The sequence below is a fragment of the Stenotrophomonas sp. TD3 genome, assembly GCF_001939825.1.
Taxonomy (GTDB): domain Bacteria; phylum Pseudomonadota; class Gammaproteobacteria; order Xanthomonadales; family Xanthomonadaceae; genus Stenotrophomonas.
In genome coordinates, this window is sequence record NZ_MOYM01000001.1 from 3,300,902 (window position 1) to 3,313,567 (window position 12,666).

Here is a 12,666-nt window from a genome sequence, read left to right on the forward strand (position 1 = left end):
GGTTCCTCAGGCGGTGGCAGGGGTGGGAACGTCGGTGCTGCTGTGGGTGGTGGCCTGGCGCTGGCGCAGCAGGCGGTTGGCCACATCCAGCCAGGCCAGCGCGGAGGCTTCGATGATGTCCTTGCTGGTGCCGGTGCCGTCGTACTCCACGCCCTCGTGGCGCACGCTCAGATTGGCTTCGCCGCGCGCATCGGCGCCGATGCCGACGCTGTGCACGTGGTAGCTGTCCAGCATCAGCTGCACGCCGGTGGCAGCCGACAGTGCGCCGAACAGCGCATCGACCGGGCCGTCGCCTTGCGCGGTCTCGGCCACGCGGTTGCCGTCCGGGTCGGACAGTTCGACCAGTGCATTGGCGCGGCTGCCGACGTCGCTGATGGTCATCGAGGCCAGGCGATAGCCCTGCGCGTTGGAGCCGCCCTGCATCAAGGTTTGCAGGTCGGCATCGGTGACCACGCGCTGCTGTTCGCACAGGCCCTTGAACTGCTCGAACACCAGCTTCAGTTCGTCTTCGTCCAGCCAGAAGCCCAGTGCGCGCAGGCGTGCTTCGACGGCGGCGCGGCCACTGTGGCGGCCCAACACCATCTGCGAATCTTCCCAGCCCACGTCTTCCGGACGCATGATTTCGTAGGTGCCGCGATGGCGCAGCATGCCGTGCTGGTGGATGCCCGATTCGTGGGCGAAGGCATTGGCACCGACGATGGCCTTGTTGCGCTGTACCGGCATGCCGACCAGGCGCTGCAGCAGCTGCGAGGTGCCGACGATGCGCGGGGTGTTGATCGAGCTGTCCTGCTCGTAGAAGGCCTGGCGCACCTTCAGCACCATCGCGATCTCTTCCAGCGAACAGTTGCCGGCGCGCTCGCCGATGCCGTTGACGGTGCACTCGACCTGGCGTGCACCGCCTTCGATGGCGGCCAGCGAGTTGGCCACCGCCAGGCCCAGGTCGTTGTGGCAGTGCGCGCTGAAGATCACATTGGCGGCATTCGGCACGTCGGCGACGCCGGCGATGACCTGCTGGAACATCGCGCGGATCTCTTCCGGCGTGGTGAAGCCGACGGTGTCGGGCAGGTTGATGGTGGTGGCGCCGGCAGCGATGGCCACGCGCGAAACTTCAATCAGGTAATCCAGCTCGGTGCGGGTGGCGTCCTCGGCCGAGAACTCGACATCGTCGATGTAGGAGCGGGCCAGCGAGACGTGCTTGCGTACCGACTCCAGTACCTGCTCGCGGGTCATCCGCAGCTTGTGCTCGCGGTGCAGCGGGCTGGTCGACAGGAACACGTGCAGGCGCGGGTTGGCTGCGGCCTCCAGGGCACGTGCGGAGGTCTCGATGTCGGTCTGCAGGCAGCGCGACAGCACCGCCAGGCTCAGGCTCGGGCGGCGCAGTTCGCGGCCGATCAGTGCCATCGCCTCACGGTCGGACTGCGAGCTGGCCGGGAAGCCGGTCTCGATGATGTCCACGCCCAGTTCGTCCAGCGCACGCGCCATCACCAGCTTCTGCGGCGGGCTCATGCTGCAGCCGGGGGACTGCTCGCCGTCACGCAGGGTGGTGTCGAAGATGCGGATGCGCGGGGTGGTAATTCGTTCGATGGTGGTCACAGGGAAATCTCCTCGACAGCGGGTGCGACGGCTTGCAGGGGGGAAGGGGAAGACGTGGGGGATGCGGGAGCGCTGGCCTTGGCCGGCGAGCGCGGGGTTTCACTGCGCCGTCGCCGCGGTTTGCGTGGCGGGCGCGGACGGATGTCGGTGAGCAGGCCGGCCAGGACACCGGCATCGATGTTGCCGCCGGAGACCACCGCGCACTTGCGGCGGCCGGCGACGCGGCGGCCGGCCGCCAGCGCCAACGCACCCGCGCCCTCGGCGATGATGTGTTCCTCCAGCGCCAGCCGGACCAGGGTTTCGCGCAGTTCTGCCTCGCGCACGATCACCACATCGTCCAGCAGCGAGGTGCACAGGCGGCGGGTCAGGAAGCCGGGAATCTTCACCCGGACGCCATCGGCCAGCGAGGCGATGGGGGCGATCTCGCGCACGTCGCCACGGATCGCACGCGCCATCGAATCCACGCCCTCCACCTGCGCGCCGACCACGCGCACGCCCTGTGATTTCAGTGCCAATGCAACGCCGGAGGCCAGACCGCCGCCGCCGATCGGCACGATCACCACGTCCGGCGCGTGTGCGGCCAGCTCGATGCCGACCGTGCCCTGGCCGGCGATCACATCGGCATCGTCGAACGCGGACAGGAAGCGGTAGCCGTGGCGTTGTGCCAGTTCAACCGCGAAGGCGTAGGCCTCGTCATAGCTGGTGCCGTGCTGGCGCACGGTCGCGCCCCAGTGGGCGACGCCGGCGATCTTGGTGGCGGGCGCGCCATGCGGCATCACGGTGATGGCCGGCACGTCCAGGCGGTAGGCCGCCCACGCCACGCCCTGGGCATGGTTGCCGGCCGAGGCGCAGATCACCGGCCGCGTATCGCCGCGCTCGCGGCCGGCCAGCAGCGCGTTCAACGCGCCGCGCACTTTGTAGGACCCGGTGCGCTGCAGGTTCTCCAGCTTCAGCCAGGTGCCGAAGCGCTCGGCATGGTGCAGCGGGGTAGGCGGCAGGAAGCGGCGCAGTCGGGCCTGCGCCGCCAGTACGTCGGCGACGCTTACGTCGCCGACATCGCTTTCCTGGCTGGTGTCAGCGGCCGGCATGGGCCACCAGCGGGGTGCAGGCGACCGCCGCATGCGGGCACGGGCGGCGAAGAAGACGCCCCCGTACCGGCACCGTGGTCACTACGGTACGGGTGTTCATACGGATGCTCCTTCCACGGCGGTGACCTGCACGGACACGCAGTCGTAGATCTTCTCGATCTGCCGGCACAGCGTTTCCGCCGGGCGCTGGCCATCCACCACCAGCTGCAGGTGCCAGCGGCCATCGTCGGCGGCCACCGGCGCACCGCTGATCGCACGCGGTGCGAAGCCACGGCGTTCGGCCATGCCGATCACGCGCAGCAGCGCGCCTTCGGCCGGGTGCAGCACCAGGTCAAGCCGGTATTGCATTGGGGGTCTCCTGGCGGGCATGGGCAGGGTTGCTTTCCAGCATCGTGCTGTTGGCGGTGTTCGGCGGCACCAGCGGCCACACGTTGGCGCGTGCATCGATGGCCACGTGCAGCAGCGCGGGACCGGGCTCGGCCAGCAGCGCGGCCAGCCCACCCTCGACGTCATCGCGTGCATCGATGCGGGTCGCGGCAATGCCGAACACCTGCGCCAGCGCCACGAAGTCCGGGTTGTCGGACAGGTCGATCTCGCTGTAACGCTCGGCGAAGAACAGCTCCTGCCACTGCCGCACCATGCCCAGCGAACTGTTGTCCAGCAGCACGATCTTCACCGGCAGGCGGCAACGCGCGATGGTCGCCAGCTCCTGCACGTTCATCATGAAGCTGCCGTCGCCGGACACCAGCACCACGGTGCGATCGGGGCAGGCGAACTGCGCACCCATCGCTGCCGGCAGGCCGAAGCCCATGGTGCCCAGCGCGCCACTGGTCAGGTGGTTGCGCGGGTGGTTGAAGCGGCAGTGCTGCGCCACCCACATCTGGTGCTGGCCGACATCGCAGGCGATCACCGCATCGGCCGGTGCCAGCTCGCTCAGGCGCTTCAGCAGCGCCGGGGCGTAGATGTGCTGGCCCGGTGCGTCGTAGCGCGCTGCGAAACGATCGCGATGCTGTGCACAGCGCTTGCGCCATGCGTCCTGGTGGGCCTTGGGGGAGGGGAAGGCCGCACGCAGGGCGCGGATGGCGTGGCCGACATTGCCGGGTACGGCGACATCGGCGCTGCGCAGCTTGGAGATCTCGTAAGCGTCGGCATCGATGTGGACGACACGGGCGAACGGTGCGAACTCGGCCAGCTTGCCGGTGGCGCGGTCGTCGAAGCGAGCACCCAGCACCAGCAGCAGGTCGCTTTCCTGCACCGCCATGTTGGCCGCGCGGGTGCCGTGCATGCCCAGCATGCCCAGCGACTGCGGGTGGTTGGCCGGCAGCGCGCCCAGCCCGCGCAGGGTCATCACGGTGGGGATGGCGCTGGCCTCGACGAAATCGCGCAGGTCCTGCACCGCATCGCCCAGCGCGATGCCGCCACCGGCGTAGACCACCGGCTTTTCGGCGGCCGCCAGTGCGGCGATGGCCTCGGTGATGGCGGCCTCGGCCGGCGACGGCGGCGGTTCGACGCTGCTCGGCACGTGCGCCGGCAGATGACTGGCATCGGCCAGCTGCACGTCCTTGGGCAGGTCGATCAGCACTGGGCCGGGCCGGCCCTCGCGGGCGATGCGGAACGCATCGGCAACCACGCGCGGCAGGTCGTCGACGCTGCGCACCAGCCAGCTGTGCTTGACGATCGGCAGGGTCAGGCCGAACACATCCAGTTCCTGGAAGGCGTCAGTGCCCAGCAGCGGCGTGGCGACCTGGCCGGTGATGCAGACCATCGGCACCGAATCCAGCATCGCGTCGGCGATGCCGGTGACCAGGTTGGAGGCGCCCGGGCCGGAGGTGGCCACGCAGACGCCCACCTGGTTGCTGGCGCGGGCAAAGCCATTGGCGGCCAGTGCCGCGCCCTGCTCATGGCGCACCAGGACGTGCTTCAGCGACGAATCCACCAGCGCGTCGTAGAACGGCATGATGGTGCCGCCGGGATAGCCGAACAGCGTGTGGACGCCCTCGGCCTCCAGCGCCTGGGTCAGCCAGCGCGCGCCGTTGGGCGGCGCGCTGCGATGTGTGGAAGAGTTCATGGGGGAACCTTGCAAAGCGGGTGGGGGAGGCCGCGCGGTTACGCGGCCTGTCCTTGCAACCAGACCATCTTGGCGCGCAGTTCCTTGCCCACCTTTTCGATCGGGTGCTCCAGGTCGGCCTGCTTGAACCTGTTGTAGTTCGGCAGGCCCGCTTCGTACTCGGCCACCCAGTTCTTGGTGAAGGTGCCGTCCTGGATGTCCTTCAGCACTTCCTTCATGCGCGCCTTGGTGCCGGCGTCGATCACGCGCGGGCCGCTGACGTAGTCGCCGTACTGCGCGGTCTCGGAGATGAACTCCAACATGCGCGAGATGCCGCCTTCATAGAACAGGTCGACGATCAGCTTCAGTTCGTGCAGCACTTCGTAATAGGCGATCTCCGGCTGGTAGCCAGCTTCGACCAGGGTCTCGAAACCGGCCTGCACCAGCGCCGAGGCACCGCCGCACAGCACCGCCTGCTCGCCGAACAGATCGGTCTCGGTCTCTTCCTTGAAGGTGGTCTGGATCAGGTTGGCGCGGGCGCCGCCGAGGCCGGCCGCATAGGCTAGGGCGTACTCGGCCGCCTTGCCGCTCTTGTCCTGGTAGACCGCCCAGATGCAGGGCACGCCACGGCCGATTTCATACTCGCGGCGCACCAGCGCGCCGGGGCCCTTGGGTGCGACCAGCACGACATCCAGGTCCTCGCGCGGCTTGATCATGTCGAAGTGCACGTTCAGGCCGTGCGCGAACAACAGCACCGCACCCTGTTTCATGTTCGCGGCCAGCACGTCGTCGTAGAGCTTCTTCTGCACCATGTCCGGGGTCAGCACGGCGACCAGGTCGGCATCCTTCACCGCGTCGGCCGGTGCTTTCACGGTGAAGCCATCGGCCTGTGCCTTGACCTCGGTCGGGCCACCCGGACGCAGGCCTACCACCACGTCGAAGCCGGATTCGCGCAGGTTCAGTGCGTGGGCGCGGCCCTGGCTGCCGTAGCCGATGACGGCGATCTTGGTCTGGGGCAGGTCGTTGGTGCTCATGGGGGAGGTTCCTTGCGGTGGGAAGAAAAAAGAACGGCCGGTCGTCGAGGTGACGTGCCGGCCGGTCAGGGGAAGGCGGTGGAGGAGGCGCCGCGCATCGCACAGGCACAGCCACCACGAGGCATCGTGGTGGTGTGGGTCCGGGTTTTGCGTTGGGCGATGTGCATGGTGGTTGCGTCTGAAACCAGGTCCTGAAATGAAAAAACCCGCACCGGGGCGGGTGCGGGTTTTTGAAGAGTTCCGGTGTGTTTGTTGCTTACACGCTGGCTCGTCCCGCACCTGTTGGTTGGGTAATAAGTACGAGCACAAGAATCGAACGCAGCGAGGCGGCGCCGGTGTCGGCGGCTTCGATGTGGGTTCGCGGTGGCGTGTTGTGATGCAACATGTGATCGAGAGAAACACAGCCGTTTTGGTGATGTCAACCCTCGCGACGGAATTTTTATAGGTTTCCGCTGCATCCAGCGCAATCGCTTGTGGCACAAGGATGGTTGCCGCTGAAAGTGTTTCGGTGAACCCGAATTCACTCCTTTCAGCGCGTTTTTTGCGCGGAATCCGGCGGGTTTTCGCCTTGGCGGGTGCGGACCTTCCGCACCCACCCCAGGATCAACGTCCATGACCTCTGCCCGATACCGCATGAAGGCCGCAGCGGCGAAGATCGAGGGACCACCCTTCCATCGGAACCCGACCGTGTCCCGACGCCTTGCCCGTTCCCTGCTGGCCGCTGCACTACTGGCCGCTGTGCCTGCACTGTCTTCTGCCGCCGACCGCATCACCGGCCACACCTTTGCCACCCGTTCGGAGGTGATCGCCCCGCATGCGATGGCCGCCACCTCGCAGCCGCTGGCCACCCAGATCGCGCTGGACGTGATGAAGGGCGGGGGCTCGGCGGTGGACGCGGCGATTGCCGCCAATGCCGCGCTTGGCCTGATGGAGCCCACCGGCAACGGCATCGGCGGCGACCTGTTCGCCATCGTCTGGGACCCGAAGACGCAGAAGCTCTATGGCTACAACGGTTCGGGCCGTTCGCCGAAGTCGTTGACCCTGGCCGAGTTCCAGCGCCGTGGCCTGAAGGACATCCCGGCGACCGGCCCGCTGCCGGTCTCCGTGCCCGGCGCAGTCGACGGCTGGTTCGCGCTGCACGAACGCTTCGGCCGCAAGCCGATGGCCGACAACCTGGCGCCGGCCATCCGTTACGCCCGCGAGGGCCATCCGGTAGCCGAGGTGATCGCCTACTACTGGGACCGCTCGGTGCCCAAGCTGTCGCAGTACCCGGGTTTCAAGGAACAGTTCACGATCAACGGCCACGCCCCGCGCAAGGGCGAGATGTGGAAGAACCCGAACCTGGCCAGCACGCTGCAGAAGATCGCCGATGGCGGGCGCGACGCCTTCTACAAGGGCGACATCGCCCGCACCATCGGCGACTACTTCAAGGCCAACGGTGGCTACCTGAGCTACCAGGACATGGCCGACCACCACGGTGAGTGGGTCGAGCCGGTCAGCAGCAACTACCGTGGCTACGACGTGTGGGAACTGCCGCCGAACAGCCAGGGCATCGCCGCGCTGCAGATCCTCAACGTGCTGGAAGGCTACGACTTCTCGAAGATCCCGTTTGGTTCACCGGAGCATGTGCACCTGTTCGTTGAAGCGAAGAAGCTGGCCTTCGCCGACCGTGCGCGCTTCTATGCCGACATGGCATTCCAGCCGGCGCCGGTGCAGAAACTGATCTCCAAGGAGTACGCCGCGCAGCGCCGCGCGCTGATCTCGATGGACAAGGCGTTGAAGGAAGTGCAGCCGGGCACGCCGAAGCAACTGGAAGAGGGCGACACCATCTACATGACCGTGGCCGACGCCGACGGCATGATGGTGTCGCTGATCCAGTCCAATTACCGCGGCATGGGCAGCGGCATGGCGCCTCCGGGGCTGGGCTTCATCCTGCAGGATCGTGGCGAGATGTTCGTGCTGCAGAAGAATCATCCCAACGGCTATGCACCGGGCAAGCGCCCGTTCCAGACGATCATCCCGGCGTTCATCACCAAGGGCGGCAAGCCGTACGCCAGCTTCGGCGTGATGGGCGGCGCGATGCAGCCGCAGGGCCACGCGCAGATCGTGATGAACCTGGTGGATTTCGGGATGAACCTGCAGGAAGCCGGAGATGCACCGCGCATCCAGCACGAAGGCTCGACCGAACCGACCGGGCAGGCCACGGCGATGACCGATGGCGGCGAAGTGAATCTGGAAACCGGGTTCCCGTACGAGACGGTGCGTGCGCTGATGCGCAAGGGGCATCGCATCGTGTTCGCCGATGGCCCGTATGGCGGGTACCAGGCGATCATGCGTGATCCCGAGACCGGGGTTTACTACGGCGCTTCGGAGAGCCGCAAGGATGGGCAGGCGGCGGGCTACTGAGGTTTCCCGGCCACCGGGCTGAGCCCCCTCTGCGGTGGGGGTCAGAAGCCGGCTTGCGTGATTGGACCGGGCGGGTGGGCTGGTCGGGGGACGCCGCAAGTACGTCCCTGTAGGCTTGGCCGCGGCATCCATGCCGCGGACACCCCCGCCCAGCCCACCCGCCCGGCCCCTGACAGTTTCCTGCGGCCGCCACCGCAGGAAGAAAAAAAAGAAGATCAAGAGCAAAGGCAACGGCAACAGCCGCGCGCTTTGGGTTGGGGTCGGATCCGTTTTCGAAGGAAAACGGATCCGACCCCTTCGTGTTTTCCGATACACCTCATCCACGCATGGCGTGAAAAACCCACCGTCACCGGGAAACTGTCGGGGGTGGGTCGATGTGGGCTGGCAGGACCGTTGGCGCCATGGATGGCGCCATCGAGCCCCCATGGACGGGTTTACGGCGTGTCCTGCCAACCCACACCGCCCCGCCCAACCAGCAGAAACCCAGAGCCGCTTTGGCTCCTGCACTTGCACTTGCACTTGCCTGAAAAAACACTTGCACTTGCCTGAAAAAAGCGGTGCAGCCGCAGGCTGCAAAACACCCTCAATCCTGATCGTGCGTGCGTGCGGCCTCCGCCTGGGTCTCTTCCTGTGCCGCCATCTCGCGCGCGATCCACGCATCGATCATGTGCCGCTGGCGCTGCGCCTGCCGCCGCTCGCGGGTGTACTCCTGGTCCAGCACCCGGTACAGCGACACCATCACCAGCACCATCAGCAGCGCGAATGGCAACGCCGCAATCGTGATCATGCCTTGCAGTGCATCCAGACCACCGGCCAGCAGCAACGCCGCTGCGATCAACGCCACCGCGATGCCCCAGGCCAGCTTGCGCTTCAACGGAGGATCGCCTGCTTCGTCAGTGGACATGCTGGCCAGCACCAGCACAGCCGAGTCGGCCGAGGTCACGAAGAAGATCATCAGCAGTACCAGTGCGATGCACGACAGCAGCAGTGGCAGCGGCATGCCGTCGAACAGCGTGAACAGCACCGTCTCGTAGCCATTGCCCAGCGCCTGCACCAGGTCGGCATGGCCGAAGATCTGCGCCCACAGCGCGGTGCCGCCGAATACCGCGAACCAGAAGAAGCCCAGCAGTGTTGGCGCGAGCACTACGCCGATAACGAACTCGCGCACGCTGCGGCCGCGCGAGATGCGTGCGATGAACGACCCCACGAACGGTGCCCACGAGATCCACCAGGCCCAGTAGAAGATCGTCCAGTCCGCCACCCAGGTGCTGCCGGAGAACGGTGACATGCGCAGGCTCATCGTCACCAGCTGGTTGAGGTAGGACCCCAGCGTGGTGGTGAACGTATCGAAGATGAAGCCGGTCGGCCCCAGCACCAGCAGGATGGCTGCCAGCAGGGCAGCCAATGCCAGGTTGAAGTTGGACAGCCACTTCACACCTCGCTCCACGCCACTGGCGGTGGATGCCATGTACAGCACGAAGGCGACCGCAATGATGGTCATCTGCACTGCGACGGTCGCCTGCACGCCGAACACGCGCTCGATGCCGGCGGCGATCTGGATGGTGCCGAAGCCCAGCGTAGTCGCGACACCGATCGCGGTGGCGACCACTGCAGCGATGTTGACCACCCGACCGATCCAGCCGCGATGGTGGCGGCCGATGATCGGCTGCAGCATGTCGCTGACCAGGCCGCGGCCGTTGCGGTTGAATTGGAACCAGGCCATCGCCAGGCCGATCAGCGCATAGATGGCCCATGGGTGCAGGCCCCAGTGGAAGAATGCATAGCGCATCGAGGCGCGTGCCGCATCCAGGCTCTGCGGAGCAAGCCCTTCCGGTGGCTTGCTGAAGTGCGAGATGGGCTCGGCGGCGCCCCAGAACACCAGGCCGATACCCATGCCGGCGGCGAACAGCATCGACATCCAGCTGGCCCGCGAGAACTCGGGCTCGGCGTCTTCGCCACCGATGCGCAGGTTGCCGAAGCGGCCGAAGGCCAGGTACATCAGGAACACCAGGGCCAGGAACACCACCAGCAGGTACAGCCAGCCGACGCTGCGGATGACTTCTGCCAGCATCGACTGCACCACGGCATTGAAGGGGCCCGGTGCAATACCGGCAAGCAGCACCAGCAGCAGAACCAGTGCGATGGAAACGCGAAACACCATGAAGGAGCTTCTCCGATCAAGGGATTGAGGGGAGCGAGCAGAGCTTGCAGCGAAGGGCCGGTGGCATGCAGCGCGAACCGGGCAGAGGCCGCGAAGGCGGCGAAGGACGCATCGGTCGCTGGAACGCGACGGATGTGCACGTTACTGAACGCGATGTCACGGTTCTGTTAATACAGAAACCGCGGATCCACGCGATGCGCGGCTGCAACCGCCATGAGCTGCAGTGCTTTCTATGCTCTAATGCACGCCAAGAAGCGGGGGTACCGCGGCCATGTGGCCACGGTTGAGACAGTCCCTTGGAACCTGATCCGGCTCATACCGGCGTAGGGAAGCTTTGCAGTGCAGCCGTGCCCGGACTCCGCCCAAGGACCGTCCGCGCGCGGGCGCAGTGCGCCGCCGCTTCGTCCCTGACCTTCCTGGACGATGCCCGATGAACGCACAGCTCTCCGCCCTGCAGCAACAGGCCCAGCAACTCTCCGAATCCGTGACCCGGCCGATTCCCGGTTCGCGCAAGATCCACGTACCCGGTTCGCGTCCGGATCTGCAGGTGCCGATGCGCGAGATCGCATTGACCCGCACGCCGACGTTGTTCGGCGGCGAAGAGAATGCACCGGTCACGGTCTACGACACGTCGGGCCCCTACACCGATCCGGATGTGCGTATCGATCTCTCGGCAGGCCTGCTGGCGCTGCGTCGTGGCTGGGTGGAAGAGCGCGGCGATATCGAGCAGCTCGACGGCCTGAGTTCATCGTTCGGCCGCGACCGCGAGCATGATCCGAAACTCGATGCCGTGCGTTTCCCTGCGCGCAGCCTGCCGCGCCGTGCACGTGCAGGCGCCAACGTCACCCAGATGCACTACGCGCGCCGCGGCATCATCACGCCGGAAATGGAATTCGTCGCCATCCGCGAGAACCAGCGGCTGGAAGCGATCCGCGATGCCGGCCTGCTGCAGCAGCACCCGGGCGAGGCGTTCGGGGCTTCGATCCAGAAGATCATCACGCCCGAGTTCGTGCGCGAGGAAATCGCGCGCGGCCGCGCGGTGTTGCCCAACAACATCAACCATCCGGAAAGCGAGCCGATGATCATCGGCCGCAATTTCCTGACCAAGATCAATGCCAACATCGGCAACAGCGCCGTGTCCTCGGGCATTGCCGAGGAAGTGGAGAAGCTGGTGTGGGCGATCCGCTGGGGCGGTGACACGGTGATGGACCTGTCCACCGGCAAGCACATCCACGAAACCCGCGAATGGATCATCCGCAATTCGCCAGTGGCGATCGGTACCGTCCCGATCTACCAGGCGCTGGAGAAGGTCGATGGCCGTGCCGAAGCACTCACCTGGGAGATCTTCCGCGACACGCTGATCGAGCAGGCCGAACAGGGCGTGGACTACTTCACCATTCACGCCGGCGTGCTGCTGCGCTATGTGCCGCTCACCGCCAAGCGGGTCACCGGCATCGTCAGCCGCGGTGGCTCGATCATGGCCAAGTGGTGCCTGGCGCACCACAAGGAGAACTTCCTCTACACGCACTTCGAAGAGATCTGCGAGATCATGAAGGCCTACGACGTGACCTTCTCGCTGGGTGACGGCCTGCGCCCGGGCTGCATCGCCGATGCCAACGACGCGGCGCAGTTCGGTGAGCTGGAGACGCTGGGTGAGCTGACGAAGATCGCCTGGAAGCATGATGTGCAGACCATGATCGAAGGTCCCGGCCACGTGCCGATGCAGCTGATCAAGGAGAACATGGACAAGCAGCTGCGCGAATGCGGCGAAGCGCCGTTCTATACGCTGGGGCCGCTGACCACCGATATCGCACCGGGCTACGACCACATCACCAGCGCGATCGGTGCGGCGATGATCGGTTGGTTCGGCACGGCGATGCTCTGCTACGTGACGCCGAAGGAGCACCTCGGCCTGCCCAATCGCCAGGACGTGCGCGACGGCATCATGGCCTACCGCATCGCCGCGCATGCGGCCGACCTGGCCAAGGGCCATCCGGGTGCGCAGGTGCGCGACAACGCGCTGAGCAAGGCGCGCTTCGAGTTCCGCTGGGAAGACCAGTTCCACCTTGGCCTGGATCCGGAGAAGGCCAAGGAGTTCCATGACGAGACGCTGCCGAAGGATGCGCACAAGCTGGCGCACTTCTGCTCGATGTGCGGCCCGCACTTCTGTTCGATGAAGATCACCCAGGACGTGCGTGACTACGCCGAGGCTGGCATGAAGGAGAAGTCGGAAGAGTTCCGCGCCGCCGGCGCCGAGGTCTACCGCCAGGGCTGATGCGGAAACGGGAGTGCCGGCCAACGGCCGGCACGACCGTTCATCACGCCGTGCCCGGCTAT

The 12,666-nt window shown here is 66.4% G+C and carries 8 protein-coding genes and 1 riboswitch; of the genes, 2 read left to right on the forward strand and 6 right to left on the reverse strand.

Annotated features, from left to right (window positions below; translation table 11 throughout):
- Nucleotides 1-6: 6 nt before the first annotated feature.
- The 5 genes from BKE09_RS15360 to ilvC all read right to left on the reverse strand — a co-directional run bounded on the left by BKE09_RS15360 (nucleotide 7) and on the right by ilvC (nucleotide 5,762).
- Nucleotides 7-1,593 (reverse strand): 2-isopropylmalate synthase, encoded by a 1,587-nt coding sequence (locus BKE09_RS15360; RefSeq protein ID WP_075676302.1) that lies wholly within the window; start codon nucleotides 1,591-1,593, stop codon nucleotides 7-9.
- Nucleotides 1,590-2,681, reverse strand: a complete 1,092-nt coding sequence (locus tag BKE09_RS15365; protein WP_075676303.1) for a threonine dehydratase — start codon at nucleotides 2,679-2,681, stop codon at nucleotides 1,590-1,592. The genes BKE09_RS15360 and BKE09_RS15365 overlap by 4 nt, the downstream gene beginning before the upstream one ends.
- A gap of 96 nt (nucleotides 2,682-2,777) precedes the next feature.
- Nucleotides 2,778-3,029 (reverse strand): ACT domain-containing protein, encoded by a 252-nt coding sequence (locus tag BKE09_RS15370; protein ID WP_014038403.1) that lies wholly within the window; start codon nucleotides 3,027-3,029, stop codon nucleotides 2,778-2,780.
- A complete protein-coding gene (gene ilvG / locus BKE09_RS15375) occupies nucleotides 3,013-4,749 on the reverse strand; it encodes an acetolactate synthase 2 catalytic subunit (RefSeq protein ID WP_075676304.1) in 1,737 nt (578 codons plus the stop codon). Before ilvG ends, BKE09_RS15370 begins: the two co-directional genes overlap by 17 nt.
- Before the next feature lie 38 nt (nucleotides 4,750-4,787).
- A complete protein-coding gene (ilvC, locus tag BKE09_RS15380) occupies nucleotides 4,788-5,762 on the reverse strand; it encodes a ketol-acid reductoisomerase (protein ID WP_014038401.1) in 975 nt (324 codons plus the stop codon).
- 612 nt (nucleotides 5,763-6,374) lie between these two features.
- Between ilvC and ggt the strand changes: the two genes are divergently transcribed.
- Nucleotides 6,375-8,168, forward strand: coding sequence for a gamma-glutamyltransferase (ggt, locus tag BKE09_RS15385; RefSeq protein ID WP_240502919.1), 1,794 nt, complete (start codon nucleotides 6,375-6,377; stop codon nucleotides 8,166-8,168).
- A 583-nt stretch (nucleotides 8,169-8,751) separates the two neighbouring features.
- On the opposite strand, the gene BKE09_RS15390 is transcribed toward ggt, so the two are convergent.
- Entirely contained in the window at nucleotides 8,752-10,329 is a 1,578-nt protein-coding gene (locus BKE09_RS15390) for a BCCT family transporter (RefSeq protein ID WP_075676305.1), read from the reverse strand.
- 246 nt (nucleotides 10,330-10,575) lie between these two features.
- Nucleotides 10,576-10,677, forward strand: a riboswitch (TPP riboswitch).
- Between the two features lie 82 nt (nucleotides 10,678-10,759).
- Here BKE09_RS15390 and thiC point away from each other — a divergent pair.
- Nucleotides 10,760-12,604: a phosphomethylpyrimidine synthase ThiC gene (thiC, locus tag BKE09_RS15395; RefSeq protein ID WP_075676306.1), complete on the forward strand. Its 1,845-nt coding sequence runs from the start codon at nucleotides 10,760-10,762 to the stop codon at nucleotides 12,602-12,604.
- Nucleotides 12,605-12,666 lie beyond the last annotated feature (62 nt).

Coding starts and splice junctions, on each gene's coding strand:
- BKE09_RS15365 (WP_075676303.1), bottom strand. CDS start 2,681: ATGCCGGCCGCTGACACCAGCCAGGAAAGCGATGTCGGCGACGTAAGC.
- BKE09_RS15370 (WP_014038403.1), bottom strand. CDS start 3,029: ATGCAATACCGGCTTGACCTGGTGCTGCACCCGGCCGAAGGCGCGCTG.
- ilvG (WP_075676304.1), bottom strand. CDS start 4,749: ATGAACTCTTCCACACATCGCAGCGCGCCGCCCAACGGCGCGCGCTGG.
- ilvC (WP_014038401.1), bottom strand. CDS start 5,762: ATGAGCACCAACGACCTGCCCCAGACCAAGATCGCCGTCATCGGCTAC.
- ggt (WP_240502919.1), top strand. CDS start 6,375: ATGACCTCTGCCCGATACCGCATGAAGGCCGCAGCGGCGAAGATCGAG.
- BKE09_RS15390 (WP_075676305.1), bottom strand. CDS start 10,329: ATGGTGTTTCGCGTTTCCATCGCACTGGTTCTGCTGCTGGTGCTGCTT.
- thiC (WP_075676306.1), top strand. CDS start 10,760: ATGAACGCACAGCTCTCCGCCCTGCAGCAACAGGCCCAGCAACTCTCC.